General features: G+C 34.3%; 11 protein-coding genes and 3 pseudogenes. 9 read left to right on the top strand and 5 right to left on the bottom strand.

Annotated features, from left to right (window positions below):
• Window positions 1–14 precede the first annotated feature (14 nt).
• The 4 genes and pseudogenes from EFK13_RS10540 to EFK13_RS10525 all read left to right on the top strand — a co-directional run bounded on the left by EFK13_RS10540 (window position 15) and on the right by EFK13_RS10525 (window position 1,300).
• Complete coding sequence (locus EFK13_RS10540) at window positions 15–320, top strand: hypothetical protein (RefSeq protein ID WP_129505464.1); 306 nt, start codon at window positions 15–17, stop codon at window positions 318–320.
• A gap of 141 nt (window positions 321–461) precedes the next feature.
• A pseudogene (locus tag EFK13_RS10535) lies at window positions 462–671 on the top strand (HNH/ENDO VII family nuclease); the annotation flags it as partial.
• 26 nt (window positions 672–697) lie between these two features.
• A complete protein-coding gene (locus EFK13_RS10530; RefSeq protein WP_129505465.1) occupies window positions 698–904 on the top strand; it encodes an SMI1/KNR4 family protein in 207 nt (68 codons plus the stop codon).
• Window positions 905–940: 36 nt separating this feature from the next.
• Complete coding sequence (locus EFK13_RS10525) at window positions 941–1,300, top strand: hypothetical protein (RefSeq protein ID WP_129505466.1); 360 nt, start codon at window positions 941–943, stop codon at window positions 1,298–1,300.
• 42 nt (window positions 1,301–1,342) lie between these two features.
• Here EFK13_RS10525 and EFK13_RS10520 read toward each other — a convergent pair whose 3' ends face one another.
• Entirely contained in the window at window positions 1,343–1,678 is a 336-nt protein-coding gene (locus tag EFK13_RS10520; RefSeq protein ID WP_129505467.1) for a YolC/YozM family protein, read from the bottom strand.
• 172 nt (window positions 1,679–1,850) lie between these two features.
• Between EFK13_RS10520 and EFK13_RS10515 the strand changes: the two are divergent.
• Window positions 1,851–2,184, top strand: a pseudogene (locus EFK13_RS10515) (YolD-like family protein).
• A pseudogene (locus EFK13_RS10510) lies at window positions 2,177–3,146 on the top strand (Y-family DNA polymerase). Before EFK13_RS10515 ends, EFK13_RS10510 begins: the two co-directional pseudogenes overlap by 8 nt.
• Window positions 3,147–3,268: 122 nt before the next feature.
• Here the strand turns inward: EFK13_RS10510 and EFK13_RS10505 are convergent.
• The 3 genes from EFK13_RS10505 to ilvE all read right to left on the bottom strand — a co-directional run bounded on the left by EFK13_RS10505 (window position 3,269) and on the right by ilvE (window position 7,707).
• Entirely contained in the window at window positions 3,269–4,792 is a 1,524-nt protein-coding gene (locus tag EFK13_RS10505; protein WP_129505470.1) for an L-lactate permease, read from the bottom strand.
• Window positions 4,793–4,856: 64 nt separating this feature from the next.
• Window positions 4,857–6,794, bottom strand: coding sequence for a putative PEP-binding protein (locus EFK13_RS10500; RefSeq protein ID WP_129505471.1), 1,938 nt, complete (start codon window positions 6,792–6,794; stop codon window positions 4,857–4,859).
• 7 nt (window positions 6,795–6,801) lie between these two features.
• A complete protein-coding gene (ilvE, locus tag EFK13_RS10495; protein ID WP_129505472.1) occupies window positions 6,802–7,707 on the bottom strand; it encodes a branched-chain-amino-acid transaminase in 906 nt (301 codons plus the stop codon).
• 284 nt (window positions 7,708–7,991) lie between these two features.
• Between ilvE and EFK13_RS10490 the strand changes: the two genes are divergently transcribed.
• Together EFK13_RS10490 and xynA are read left to right on the top strand one after the other, a co-directional pair.
• Entirely contained in the window at window positions 7,992–8,546 is a 555-nt protein-coding gene (locus EFK13_RS10490) for a helix-turn-helix domain-containing protein (protein WP_129505473.1), read from the top strand.
• A 1,026-nt stretch (window positions 8,547–9,572) separates the two neighbouring features.
• Window positions 9,573–10,214: an endo-1,4-beta-xylanase XynA gene (gene xynA / locus EFK13_RS10485; protein WP_129505474.1), complete on the top strand. Its 642-nt coding sequence runs from the start codon at window positions 9,573–9,575 to the stop codon at window positions 10,212–10,214.
• Between the two features lie 1,065 nt (window positions 10,215–11,279).
• Here the strand turns inward: xynA and EFK13_RS10480 are convergent.
• A complete protein-coding gene (locus EFK13_RS10480) occupies window positions 11,280–11,513 on the bottom strand; it encodes a hypothetical protein (RefSeq protein WP_129505475.1) in 234 nt (77 codons plus the stop codon).
• Between the two features lie 493 nt (window positions 11,514–12,006).
• Here EFK13_RS10480 and adhP point away from each other — a divergent pair, with 493 nt between their 5' ends.
• Window positions 12,007–13,023 (top strand): alcohol dehydrogenase AdhP, encoded by a 1,017-nt coding sequence (gene adhP, locus EFK13_RS10470; RefSeq protein WP_129505476.1) that lies wholly within the window; start codon window positions 12,007–12,009, stop codon window positions 13,021–13,023.
• Window positions 13,024–13,859 lie beyond the last annotated feature (836 nt).

Raw genomic sequence — 13,859 nt, 5'->3', positions numbered from 1 at the left:
GGGGGGGATTTAAATTGCCATATGGAGTTAATATGGATGCAGATGAGTTTTACAGACGGTTACAACAGAATGAGGAATTAAAAAAAATTGTAGGTTCAAGTTTAAAAACTCATTGTCAGAGCCTAAAAGAAGACGCAAAAAATGCATCAGATCTTTCCTCGGCTCAACAGGTTATAGCTGAAGTGTATGTTGCTTTACTCTCTTCATTTGAAGGGAAAGCTAAGGAGGCATTAGTACAACGGCTTAACGAAAATGCAACAATGCTGACAAATGCTACAGAGAACAGAAGTGCTTTTCTGAGAAGTATTAAGACTAAATAATTAAAACAACCCTACACTTTAGATGTGAGGGGGTCTTTTTATTACCACCTTTGACGTCGCATAATCGCCTATGTCGCCGAATTCAGTCAGTTATTCAATCTCTCTTCAAGAATCGTCTTCTAGACTAGAGAATTTCGTATAGGGAGATTCTCATACGCTAACGATGGGACTAGAATTAATTTGCATCATTTGATTCAAGAAGAACCTGGAAATATGCCCGAGATATCTGAAAGCTGGCACAATAAGTACAGTGATGTTTTGCATGGATTAAAAGAGAAGGGACAGAGTTTTAGAAATGATCCAGTACTTGATAAACAATATAAAAGTTTCAGAAGAAGGACAGCAATTTGAGAACCAAGAATAAGGGTGAAAGTTTAATGGATTATTCGAAAATAAAAACTTTCTTTGATGAAAATAAAGAAAATTCAATTCTCACGGTGCTGAAGTTGTCGAACAGACCAATGAAAATAAAAAAATATTATAACCTTTCAGATGGTCTTGTAGTGATCGAATATGTAGATGAATTTCCTTATTGTCTTGACGCTAACAAGATGAAAGATGGAGAATGCCCTGTCATTCTTTGACAGCCAAAAAATTGATTTTGAAAGAGAGTGAACCAGGTGATTAGCACTTCTAATTATGATGTAACTAAAGACCCAAAGTTCTTAGCATTTTGTAGCTTGGCTACAGAAGGATACGGGGGAAATAACTCAGCTCCTAGTAGATCCATTGGTTTTAGTGAATTCTGTGAAAAACTAGAGAAAAATGAAGTAGTTAAACCCGAGAACAAAAAAAGCTCACTTGACCTAAATAAGTCTTTAGATTATTGGAAATCAAGATTTAATCCAGGAGGTAATCTCTCTGTATTAGATTCGCAAGTACTAGATATTATCAAAAAAGCTTATAACTTAGGCATGGTTAACAAAAATAATATGCTGTTACGAAATGAAGCAATTAATGCTTATAGAAATTCTATTTAAATAATGAAAACAACGCCCAGCTTAATAAAAGTGCTGGGCGTTTTACTTATTAGGGTTATTTGCTTTCAAATACTCTTGATGTTCTTTCTCCAATTTATCTATATCATCTTTGAATATATAAATCTTATATTTTTCCTTTACTTCTCTTGACAGATTATGTTCTAAATATTCACGGAGTTTTGCCTCACTTTTGGCTTGATCCATGCCAATTGTAATTGTTGGATCTGTTATTCCAATTTGAAAACTAAATAAACCAAATTCATCCCAAGCACTTTCTAAAACTTCTTCAGGTGCTTTTTTGTTTGATTCGATTAAAGTTATACCCGACGTAATCAAAGCAGGAACTAAGACCAAAAATCCAATTAACCTCTTCTTCATTCGCCATCACACTCTCCCTCGTCGAAAAGAATCTCTCCTTTATTAATACTACGGATATCAGTATTGACCTTTTATTTTATTTCCAACAATTACATCGAACTTTTGTTCTGGTTTATCCTGAATAAAGAACATTTGTTCCACTAATATTAGATCAATAAAGGAGTGAGTCGATATGCTTAGAGATCGAGGAACAATCAAATGGACATCAATGATGCTTCCAGAACATTTGACCCAGCTTAAACAAGATTTGATTGATGCAGCAAAAATTGAAAAGGCCATCCTTAGATGACCAACAAATTGAAGAGATGGATCTTCTCGTCTCTGAGGCACTTTAATTTAATAAAGAATTGAAATTCAAGCTATTTAATAACGGATTCGTTGAAAATGTTACCGGCAGAGTACATTACATTAATTTTGAACCACAAAAGCTTCACGTAAAAGACCAGAACGACAATACAGTTTATATCAACATGAATAACATCATAGGAGTTACATACAATGATTGATTACTCACAATTTCCACGAAAGAATATACTTTGTGTCGATATGAAATCGTTTTATGCTTCTGTATCGGCTGTAACAATGGGGCTTAATCCTTTAACATGTTATCTTGCCGTTGTAGAGAAACAGGGGAGTGTTGTGTTAGCTGCTCTCCTGCGCTTAAAAAAGATTTTGGAATCAAAACAGGGTCGAGACTATTTGAGATACCTGAAGATCCAAGAATACACATTGTAAATCCACAAATGAAGCTTTTCATCAGAGTTTCAACTGAGATTACAAAACTGTTTTACAGATTTGTTCCTGAAAAATGTGTCCATACCTATTCAATTCATGAATCTTTTTTAGATGCAGGAAAAGAAGATCCTGAAGAAATGGCCAAAGCAATATAAAGCAACATGTGGAGAGAATTTGGTTTGATGTGCACAGTAGGTATTGGTGACAATATGTTGCTTAGTAAGCTTGCGCTTGACCTGGAGAGTAAGAAAACGAAAAGTGGTATTGCACGTTGGAGATATGAAGATGTGTCAAATAAACTCTGCAAGGTTCGACCTTTGTCTAAAATGTGGGGGATAGGAGGGAGGATGGAAAGAAACCTGAATCGAATGGGGATATCCACTGCCTGGGAATGGGATACAGTAAAGATGATCTTGGCGGTTGATTTCATCGATCCAAAACAATTGATCTTCCCACAAATATCACGATGGACATTTATAGATGCTGCTTGATACTCTTTAATAAGTTTTACGGGTAAACAGTGAGAAGTATCTCTGTTATGTTATCAAATATTAAGGACGATGTTAGCCAGTAGTTGAGTTTATTTTAAGTGGATAATGAAAAGAGAAGGAAGCTCGGGATGGATGGGATTAGAAGCAGATACGGATCGAAATCGATTCTGAGAGCAGTTTCTTATACACTGGCAGGAACAGCACTTCACAGAGCTGGGCTTACTGGTGGGCATAAGAATTAAACCCTTCTCATTGAGAAGGGTTTAAAATTATTAGAAAACCTGGTTGTTTGAATAGATGGTTTACTCGTTTTTATATGGATGAGTTATGAAGTCTCTGACTAACAAAACTAAAAATTATTTTATTAAGAATAGTCTCCAAGTAACAATAAAATAATAGTCATAATGATAATTAATAATATTGCTCCAACTACGATTAAAGTCATCTTTTTTAATAAACTGTTCTCTTCTGACTCGATTCCACACAATGTCGCTCCTAATGCAATTCTAGAAGGACAAGCCATCGTTGCATGAGAAGAACTTGCATTTTGAATACTTGCAACCAAATTTAATGGCAATTCAGTTTTTGTGGCTGTTTGAACTTGTAATTGGGTGAACATTGCATTTGATCCTGTATTACTACCTGTAAGGAAGCCCCCGATTCCCCCAATAAATGGAGAAACGTATATAAATAGTGTACCAAACATTAATCCAGCAGCATTAGCTATGGTAAAGGTCATGTTTGATGCAGTCATTAATTGTGAAATTGCTACAAATGCTGTGGTGGAAATTACAAAAGGAACCCATTGTTTTATAGTGGTTTTAATTGAATTCCAGATAACATTCTTTGAAATTTTAAAAATGAATATCGTATATAGACATGTAACAAAAAGCCAGAAACCCGGCGAATAAAGTAAAGCTAACGAAAAAGAAAATGCAGGTAACTCAAGAACAAAATTTGATTCTAAAAAATCTTTAAATAAGGGTATAAGTCTTGTGGCAAAAATTGATATAGTCAAAAATAAGTAAGGACTCATAACTTTGATGATACTTATACTTTCTTCAGGCTTTTCAGACATAGAAGTCTCATTAATAGTCTTGTTTGCCATTTTAAGTTGAGAAGAGTTTTTTATTTTGATTATGAGTAAACCAATGGAACTACTAGCTAGGGAACTGAGAACTCCAGCTAACTCTACACTTACAAAAACATTAAACAAAATCATTGTAAGTGAAAAAACAATTGAAATGAATAAGATTTCCTTCCATGTATGTCTAATTGCCTTTTTCCCTCCAGCAAGGTAGACAGCAATTATCAAGAAATAGATAAATATAGGAATACTTATAATAGCAGTTCCAGTACCTACTTCCTTGAGAGCAATACCTCCAATCTGAGCACCTATCACTGTCCCAGTAGATAAGGCACCCCATGGGACTGCGAGTAAACTGACAAGTCCAATTGAAGCTGCTTTAATTGGGGGAAAACCCAGTGCAATTAAAATTGGTGCTACAATCATAAAAGCTATCCCAAAACCACTTGTTGATTCTAAGAGGGGGGAGAGCCCCATGACCAATAATATAACTTGTAAAAGCTGATCGTTTGTTGCACCTGAAATAAAAGCAGCGATAGTTTGAATTCCACCAATATTATTAATTAAATGAAAAAAGAGTATGCCAAAGAACAAAACGTACGCTGCTACAAAGGAGATTAAAAAACCTTTGAAGGAAGCATGTAAGGCGCCCTCTAAGGCTATACGATAATTAGGGTAAATCAAAATGATAAGTAGGGTAGCAGCGTAGGATAGGAGTCCAGACTTCAACGATGTTTGTTTTAATACAAATAAAAAAACAAAAACACATATAAATGGTAATAAAGCTATTATTAAATTCATAATTAATTTTCCTTTCGAATGTTAAAACGTTTACGCCATTATAAGTAGCGTAAACGTTTTAATTTTATGAAATATCACTATACAAAGATTGTAGAACTGATTGAGCACTTGCAAATAGTGAAAATAAAATTCTGTCTGGCGGAGTAGAAACATAATTTAATCCATGAGGAGCTGCGTTTTTAGATAACCATTTGACTGAATGCCAAGAACCAGCTATCTCTCCACCTAAACCCATTAAATATTCTCTTCTATTTGATAATTTTAAAAGTTTAGTACGTCTCAGCCCTTGTACAATTGCTTTTCCAACAATTTGTTCATTAATAATTTGGAACGGGCTACTAGGCATTATGTTTAACTTAACGTATTCTGGAATAATCGACTTGGCCGAGTCTGCCCTATTCATATTGAGACATGCTGCAGTAAAATCGTTTCCGCCAAATAAGGCACCGTTTAGCTCTATATCCTCTCCCTTAACATCAAGAATATCTTCTAATACATGAAAAGCTCCTGATGTTTCAATCATTATAGATACTCCACGTACTAAGTCTTGAATTCCATATGACTTCACAAGCTTCTCAAAAGTTTCTACAAACATAGAGACTTCCTCCGGAAAAGTAACCATTGACAATAGAATTTGTAAATGAACATTTACACCTTCGTTATATGCTTTATGTGCTGCCCTAATAACTCCTTCCGACCAAATTTGGCATATATCTTGTCTTTGAACGGTAACTCTTACTCCTCGACAACCATGATATGTTTCCGATTCATTTGCTAGAATTTTAACGCGATCACTCACAGCCTTTTCATTTAAATTATATTTTTCAGAGAAACTTTTTGTATCAAAATCTTTTGTGAAAATCATATTGTAGGGCATACATAACAACCTAACAACAGCAATCTCACCTGTACCTACTTTGAATACGTCATAGACCATTTCAGTGAATCTTTGTAAATACTTATCTCTATACTCTAGGTAACTTTCTCCTACAATCTCTTCACCAAGAAATATTATTCTCATTAAATCAATGTCACTAGTTTGATTCCACATACGTTCATCTCTTAGTAACCCTAACCCGTATCTATTAGAATTACTTTGCAGGCAAACCTCACCATCTACAACTGATATGTCACTTCCATACATCCTAGTAAGAGTCATAGTTCTAGTAGTATGAGCTGTTGATAACACCTTGAGATTTGAGATATTGTATGCTTCTTCTAATAATTTTTTAAAGCCTAAAAATTCTGGAGATTGAATTGTCTCTATAAGAAACTTTTTATTATTTTGATATATACTTGAGTAAATAATATTTTGTTCTGCATTATCTGGCCCGTAATTGTCTAATGCTTCTATAAAAGCTTGCGAAAGAATGTGATAAACCTTGATTATAGTGGAAGGCGTAGAAGACAGGTTTCCTTTGAAAATTAATCCTTTATTGGAGTTTAAAGAGAGATATTCACCTTCATTTATTATATCCTTTTTGAATATGATTCTTCTTGAAGGCTGTTCAATTTCAAGTTTACTACCATCATTAAAAGTATAAGTAATCTGTCTGGTCTCAATATTAAATTGGTATTTACAATTTACATTAACCAATGTTGGAATACCTTCACAGCTAGCTTGAACGGGACAGAAGGTAGTGCGTGCTTTTTGATTAGTGAAAAAACCTTTAGAAGATGTTAGTACATAGAAGTCCTCTAAGTCTCCACCCTCTAGAGAATAGATTAAATCAATAGTTGTATTTCTTTTTTGAGCCTCTTTTAATAATGTTTCGCCTAATTTTCTATCTAGAACTAACTGGCCTGATACATCTCCAGGAAGAATACTTTCTCCATTTGCGATTGAAGAATGTCCATCCTCCTTAATAAAGTTAGGTGCAAGGAGATCAGTTAACTGTTCTTCCTGTAACTCAAAAAGTACATCTCTAGGGGCTAGAATACCTTGGTTTATTTTATGTAATTTGTCATTTAATATATTCCTAGTACTAGTTAATAAAACCATTAGTTGATCACCTTACCATATTTGAATTTTTATATACTGGAGTACTATATGTTACGTCTAATGTTCTTTCCTGAAACTTATGAATGAATTTTCTTGTTATTTCCCCAATATTACCTTTTGATATTTCAATATTATTAATACGTGTTACCCCAACAACTTCAGCATGCGTTCCTGTTAGAAAAACTTCATCTGCATTAATCAATTGAAACGGTGTAATATCTCGTTGCTCAACTTCTATGTTTAGTTCCTGTGCAATATCTATAATAATTTGTCTTGTTACACCTTGAAGGATTCCATTAGATGGACTAGGAGTCACAAGTTTGTCTTTGTCTATCATAAAAACATTACATATAGATGATTCAGAAATAAACCCTCTAGGATCTAATAGTATTGCATCATCTGCTCCATATTCGTTTGCTTCCATTCTAGCGACCACGCTATTAAGATAATTAAGTGACTTTATCTCATGTGAAGTTGCGTCTACAGCATCACGGCGTGTAGACACGATTACTAATGACAGCCCTGTTTCTTTAACAGATTCTCCATGAACATTCGGTAAATCTTCCACGATAATAATTAAGCTGGTATTTTTACAAGTTTTTGGATCAGGCCCTATATTACCTACACCTCTTGTAACCAGTAAACGTATGTAGGCATTTTGAAGCTCATTAATCCTTAATGTCTCTAAAATATATTCACCTATTTCCTCTAAAGAATATGGAAGTTCCATACGTAGGCTGTTGGCAGAACGTTTTAAACGATAAAGGTGTTCTTTCATTTGAAATACATATCCAGAATAACAACGCAATCCTTCATAGATACCATCACCATATAATAATCCGTGGTCATACACACTAATTTTTGCTTCACTTTTCTCATAGAAGGTACCGTCGATAAATATCTTTGTAGTCATCTAAACAAACCTCATCTTTCTGTAAAATTCAATAATTTAGTATTGATTATCTCAAGTTAATTTTAAATATTCAGATTTTTAAAGATAAACAACCACTCTCCTCGCTCTTTTCGTTGTATTGATTTCCAAAAATAAACATTATAATGAATTTAACTCCATAATAAATTCATTATAAAACAAAGTCAAGAACTTAATTCACTATAGTGGAATTGATTCCATGATAAATTCATTATAAAATAAAGTCAAGAATTTAATTCACTATAGTGGAATGAGGGTGGAGTTTTATGGAGTTTTCAACTAATGTAAAGAACGTAAGAAAACTAAAAGGCTATACATTGGAGGAGTTGGCTAAAAAATCTGGGGTTAGTAAATCTATGTTATCGCAAATTGAAAGAGGAGATAAAAATCCGACAATCAATATTGCCTCACAAATTGCAGAAGCACTAGATGAGACAATCTCATCCCTTCTAGGGGAGGAACAAAAAAGAAGTGTATCAATTATTCGTTCCCATGAGAGATTAGTATATAAAGACGAAAATACTAAATTCGAAAGACATCTTTTATCCCCACCTACTAACGATATTGAATTTATTTTAAATAAGATACCACCCTTAAAAGAAACAGGAGTCTTTCCTCCTCATAAAAAAGGTGTAGAGGAGTATATATATGTTGCCAAAGGGAAGTTACAAGTCCAATTAGGGGAGGAGCCTCAAGTCTATACATTAGAAGAGGGAGATTCAATATATTTTGAAGCAGATATAGATCATAGATTCGTAAATCTATCAGAAGAAGAATGCAATTACTTTTTAATAATTAATTCAACTAAAAAAAATATATAAACAGTTTTATCAGAAAAAACGTTATATCAATAATAAGTATTGTAAAGGAGTACATGTTAACAACCATGTACTCCTTTAAATATTATCTTGCAGAATAAATAAACCTAATACCATTATAGAATCTTATCAGCCGTTCTCCGACAAAATGATTTTTCGGAGACAACTAAGAATAAGGAAGATTAATGTTATTTTAAAAAACGAAAAAAACACCCTCTTTAAAATGAGAAGGGCAGGGGTTTTATTTCGGTGAATCATATTCCATTGCCTGTTAACTGTCAAAAATGCCTTAAGTTGTGGGGTCAACCACATTCCCATTGCGGTCAAAAAAGTCAGCAAAGCATTAAATTTCTCTGTCATATTGTCACAAATAAAGTCAAGTTGTATATAGCACATGAAAAATAGGTTTATCGTAAAAATTTAAAAAGGGGTAATAAAGTCAGTGGAAACAAGGGTTTTTGATCATTGGTTTGGTTAATAGGGATAAAACGATCGTAAAACATAAGTGAGAGTAGGGGAAAGCGGTTGTTTTAAGCAAATATGATGAAAAAGGAGAAATTTCAAGAGGTAAAACCGTTGATAATATAGGCTTTTACGATAGCGATTACGATGTGAAAATGGAAGTGCTGTGGGCACTTTTGTTCTTGTTTTTGAGTATTTGGATGGTAATAGACCCCTATATATTGGTAGTGAAATCCTTATATAATAGCTCTTATACCTGCATTTCATTACATAAAATGGTTATCTCGAATGCGGATTCATTACAGATATTACTCCATCAGATTTAGAAACAAGAATTGTGATTCTATGAAAAAAAGGATAAGGCTATAGTGGAAAAAGACCATCTATAATGAAATTTTTGGGCATTTGTAATTAAATTACAAGTGTTCTTCATATTCACTCATGAATTCGTGGTAATATATTGAAGGGAACGTTCAAAAGCTTTGGCGTTAGTATTTAAGAATGTTTTAAATCTATGCGAATGCTGCCTCATGTTAAAGTCAGAAAAAATATTATAGGAGGTAACATATGTTTAAGTTTAAAAAGAAATTCTTGGTTGGATTAACGGCAGCTTTAATGAGTATTAGCTTGTTTTCGGCAACCGCTTCTGCAGCTGGCACAGACTACTGGCAAAATTGGACTGATGGGGGCGGAATAGTAAACGCCGTCAATGGGTCTGGCGGGAATTACAGTGTTAATTGGTCTAATACCGGAAATTTTGTTGTTGGTAAAGGTTGGACTACAGGTTCGCCTTTTAGGACAATAAACTATAACGCCGGAGTTTGGGCGCCGAACGGCAATGGATATTTGACTTTATATGGCTGGACGAGATCGCCCCTCATAGAATATTATGTGGTGGATTCATGGGGTACTTATAGACCTACCGGAACGTATAAAGGTACTGTAAAGAGTGATGGAGGTACATATGACATATATACAACTACACGTTATAACGCACCTTCCATTGATGGCGATAACACTACTTTTACGCAGTACTGGAGTGTTCGCCAATCGAAGAGACCAACCGGAAGCAACGCTGCAATCACTTTCAGCAATCATGTGAACGCATGGAAGAGCCATGGAATGAATCTGGGCAGTAATTGGTCTTACCAAGTTTTAGCGACAGAGGGATATCAAAGTAGTGGGAGTTCCAACGTAACAGTGTGGTAACAGATCATCTTTAATCAGGGGTAGCTAACGGGCTGCTGATCGTTCCTTGAGAAATTTTTTCACTGTGCTATTGTGAGTTACTAAGAGGCAACGGTCTGGTATTGCTGGAGGAGGATATTCTCCAGCAGATTTTATAAATTTCCCTATAACTTTAATGGAATAGTATTAAAATGAAAATGATATCAATTTTTTGTTTAATAGCGATATTTTGCCCCAACAGACACCTTCTCATAACTCTTCTTCATCAAACATAAGCCTTAAGCAAAATAAAAATATCTAGAAGTTGAACCAGATCCTCATAACTTTATGCTAGTTAAAGGTGGGACTGTTAAGAACAAATAGTCTAACTTTTATAAAAAAGGCGAAAAAATATCGAGCTATTATATCAGCATTTTCATTTAGTCAAGGAATTAAAAGAAATTTAATTTGATAAATAACTAAAGTTATGATTTATCCGCTTGAAGAAGTCTTAAAGTAACCAAGAATTTGTCTAAGAAGTCAAAATAAAAAATACATATTATTGTTTAAGTGGATAATTATGGGGTAATGGCCAAATGTACATTTGGAGGAGGCTTACCTTGAACTCTACAATCTGTAAGGTAGGTATTGTTGGAACATAGGTCAATGGCGGGCTGTTTTCACCTTTTGCAACTGGGGCTGAAGCTTAAGAAGAAGCCAGAAACAACCAAACAACTACATTACATGTTAATCAACCAGTTCATGTATTTAAAACAGCCTCGGTGTTTAACAGTCAAAACATTAAAACAGCTGCTGATGACTGGGAATCAGCAGGAACTGAGTATGGGAGCACAAAGTTGAAAAATATTCTTTAGCTGCAGTTGTTCAGACTCTAGGATTTGCATTGAACCTTCCTTCAGGTAGATGGTTGTCGTATTTAGTTGGATTAGCAAATATGATTATCTTAGGCGAATATCCTGTTGTTTATTTTCAAGATCGTAAGAGAAAGATTGGATCAGATAGCTTTATCATTACCGATAAAGATGGCCCAAAAGTTGCTGAGAAATAAGTTTAAACAAAGAATCCTCCCTTGTGGGAGGATTTTTATTACATATTAACTAACGTGTAAGTCAATGAAACGATGAATAAAAAATACGAAATATAAGAAATTGCTTTTGAAGAACTTGATTTATGTCTTTGGAATGTATAGATAAATGCAAAACCCAAGAAGAAAACTGTTACAAACCAAGAAGTGTATTGTGGAAAGATGGAGACCAGCAATACCATGATTGTTGAAAAAATAAATGAAGAGTAATGAGTAACTTTATAATCATTATTCAAAGAAATCACCTCTACAAATTTTCCCCAATTTAGTGTGTGTTAAAACATGATATAAAAAGGAGAATAGAAAAATGCCAAACATCATTTCCAAGTAATAAGATGGAGCAGTTAAGTTTTAGAAATAAATTAAACTTATCAGGCAAACCGTTGATTAATTTTAGGACTACTTAGAGACAAGAACGAACAAAATGCGAACGTTCTTTATGAGTAATATAAAGATGATCCCCATTTGTTTAATGGGGATATGTAGTATCACAAGGGAGCATTACCCCTTCAATTATTTATGATATTAATCGGCATTGAATGTTATTATCGATATCTTCATTTATATAAGAGGGGATTTCTCCGCTCTTATACTATCGAAACTTCGCAATTCATTTTCTCCAGACACTGTTTTGCGAATTTATGTAAGGGTTTTCAAAAGAGGGGTATTGTGCTAAATTGTAATTCAAGTATTAATTTACCATTCGCAATTGAAAGGGGTGTATTGTTTGTGAAAGCAGTAGTAGCAACGAAAGACAAAAGTATAGCGATCGTACAAAAAGATTTGCATCCTTTGCAACATGGGGAAGCCAAAGTTAAGATGGAATACTGTGGTGTATGTCATACTGACTTACATGTGAAAAACGCTGATTTTGGTGATGTTACAGGTGTCACTTTAGGTCATGAAGGAGTAGGCATTGTAACCGAGATTGGTAAAGGCGTAACAAGCCTTCAAAAGGGAGACCGCGTTTCTATTGCGTGGATGTTTGAAAGCTGCGGTCGCTGTGAATACTGCTTAACAGGACGTGAAACACTGTGTCGTGATGTGAAAAATGCTGGTTATACAGTCGATGGAGCAATGGCTGAAGAAGCAATCGTAAAGGCTGATTATGCAGTGAAAGTGCCGGAAAATTTAGATCCAGCAGCAGCAAGCAGTATTACTTGTGCAGGTGTAACAACTTATAAAGCAGTAAAAGTCAGTGAAATTAAGCCTGGTCAATGGATCGGTGTATTTGGTTTCGGTGGTTTGGGCAACTTGGCTGTACAATATGCAAAGAATGTATTTAACGCTAAAGTCATAGCTTTTGATATTAGCGATGAAAAATTGGAATTTGCTAAGAGCTTAGGTGCTGATATTGCTGTAAACAGTTTACATGAAGATCCCGTTGCTAAGGCTAGAGAAGTGACAAACGGTTTAGGTCTTGATGCCACAGTCATCACTGCTGTTGCTAAAACCCCTTTTAACCAGGCAATTGATGTTGTAAAAGCTGGTGCCCGTGTAGTTGCTGTTGGTTTACCGATAGACAAGATGGATTTAGAAATTCCTCGTCTTGTGCTAGATGGAATTCAAGTTATAGGTTCTTTAGTAGGCACTAGAGAAGATCTGAGGGAAGCTTTCCAATTTGCTGCAGCCGGTAAGGTTGTACCTAAAGTGACAAAGCGACCAATACAAGATGTTAATAATATTTTTGAAGAAATGGAGCAAGGTAAAGTTACCGGCCGTATGGTTATAGATTTTACAGAGTAATAGATAATAAATAAGTGTTCTATATCATTTAGGCTGTCGATTCATTATCGGCAGCCTTTGGTCTCGATTCTCTTTTTTTATGAAGAGCTCTTTGAAGATCTCCCTTCATAACTATTTTTGATCTTCGATATCCACATTTTGTGAATCAATTTAAGAAATCTATAATAATATATTTTTTTAAAAAAATACAAGTTATAATCAAATTTATTTATGGAGACGTATAATCCTTGGAAAAATGAAACCCGAGTTAAACACTTCGCATTTTACGATTCAGTCAATGAAGTCGGAGGAGGAGAAAATTTATCGTGTAGTCATCACGCCAGCTGAGTATAAACAATTATAGATAGGAGTTATGACAGTGTGAATTTATGGAACGTGTGTGACACTTTAATAGGTGTTTTTATTGAATATAAAATCAGAAAATATGAAGGTATCTAAAAAATTAAATGCATCAGAAGTTAAAACTCTATCTGAATGATGAGTACCACGTATAAATTTATCCTCAGTTTGGTTTTACTCAAACTGCATAAGATGTTTGAGAATTTCTTAAATGACCACTAGAAGCAAAAGAAAAAGCATCGATATGAAGAGTTATGAGAAAAAGTAAATATTATAGCGGAAAGACAGCGGTTAGTATTTGTCTGCTAAAGGTGGTGAGATTGACCAATTGGTTATTAGCTGAATTAGAGGAGAGTAATTAGAATACTACAGGAAAACTATTTAATTCAATTTTAGGAAGTAATAGAGAGTGTTGAATTTAATTTTGATGATTATCTAGTCATCCTAATAAAAAAAGAAAGCAGCAAGGATTATATCACTGCTGCTCCAGTTTATTT

The organism is Bacillus cabrialesii, from assembly GCF_004124315.2.
GTDB lineage: Bacteria > Bacillota > Bacilli > Bacillales > Bacillaceae > Bacillus > Bacillus cabrialesii.
The sequence above is the reverse complement of the archived record's forward strand: the minus strand, read 5'-3'. Positions and strand labels throughout refer to the sequence as shown.